Below are 1,064 nucleotides of genomic sequence, written 5' to 3'. Positions count from 1 at the left end.
CCCTGCCCCTGCCCCCGTCTCAGTCCGGCAGGCGTCGCAGCTGTACCAAGCCCAGCCAGGTCTCCGGGCCGGGCCGCACGTCGGCGGCGCGCACCCCGTACCGGCCGGGGCTGAGCGAGATCTTCAAGTGGTCGGTGTTGACCGCGTCGTTGCCGGGCCAGGCCGCGTCGAAGAGGACGACCGGGCCCGGTACCGCCCAGCTCACCTCGTCCTCCCAGACCGCGGTGGCGAGGGCGTCGGGGACCGCGGCGAGGAGTTCGTCCTCGGAGTCGGCGGCGCACCACCGTACGAAGACGTCGTGGCCGGGGAGGTAGGACGTCGAGGCGGGCTCGTCCCCGAGGACCAGGGCCACCGCGTCGCCGACCGGCAACAGCCCCACGCGGCCGTCGACTTCGCAGGCCCGGTCGTAGTCGGAGGCGGTCTCGTCGCCGTCGGCTCCCGCCCAGAACGGCAGCACCGTCTCCGGCACCGCTATGAGCGGACCGCCGCCCGACTCCACCCACTCCGCCGCGCCCGGCTCCGCGTATCGCACCATGGGCCAGAACCTACACGCACGGACACGTCGGGGTTGCACCTGCACAGGAATCCCACGGGAACCACCAGGACTCAGCAGCCGCAGTCCTCCGAGTCGGCCGGCGCGGTCAACGTGTCGGCGGTGCGCCGCTCGGGGCCCTCCCAGGTCTCGAACGCGAAGCCCTCGCGCACCCAGTACTCGAAACCGCCGAGCATCTCCTTGACCCGGTAGCCGAGTTCGGCGAGGGCGAGCGCGGCGCGGGTGGCACCGTTGCAGCCCGGGCCCCAGCAGTACGTCACCACCGGCACGGACCGGTCGAGGAGTTGCCCGGCCTGCTCGGGGATGAGCGCGGTGGGCAGGTGGACCGCCCCCGGGATGTGCCCCTGGTCCCAGGCGGCGGTGGAGCGGGAGTCGAGGACCACGAACCCGGGGTCGCCGTCCGCGGCGAGTGCGGCGGCGACGTCGGACACGTCCGCGTGGAAGACGAGGGCGGCCCGGAAGTGGGCGGCGGCCTCGGCCGGGGCGGCCGGGGGGACGCGCAGGACGGGGT

Annotated in this window: 2 protein-coding genes; both read right to left on the bottom strand. The window is 74.3% G+C overall.

Annotated features, from left to right (window positions below; translation table 11 throughout):
* Positions 1 to 19: 19 nt before the first annotated feature.
* Positions 20 to 535, bottom strand: a complete 516-nt coding sequence (locus EHS43_RS45040; protein WP_125196108.1) for an immunity 21 family protein — start codon at positions 533 to 535, stop codon at positions 20 to 22.
* 71 nt (positions 536 to 606) lie between these two features.
* Positions 607 to 1,064, bottom strand: a 458-nt coding sequence (locus EHS43_RS45035) for a rhodanese-like domain-containing protein (protein ID WP_125196107.1), incomplete at its 5' end; no start/stop codon positions are given.

The organism is Streptomyces sp. RP5T, assembly GCF_003933965.1.
Classification (GTDB): domain Bacteria; phylum Actinomycetota; class Actinomycetes; order Streptomycetales; family Streptomycetaceae; genus Streptomyces.
Note: the sequence above shows the minus strand (reverse complement) of the source record. Positions and strands in the feature narration are given on the sequence as shown.

Coding starts and splice junctions, on each gene's coding strand:
- EHS43_RS45040 (WP_125196108.1), bottom strand. CDS start 535: ATGGTGCGATACGCGGAGCCGGGCGCGGCGGAGTGGGTGGAGTCGGGC.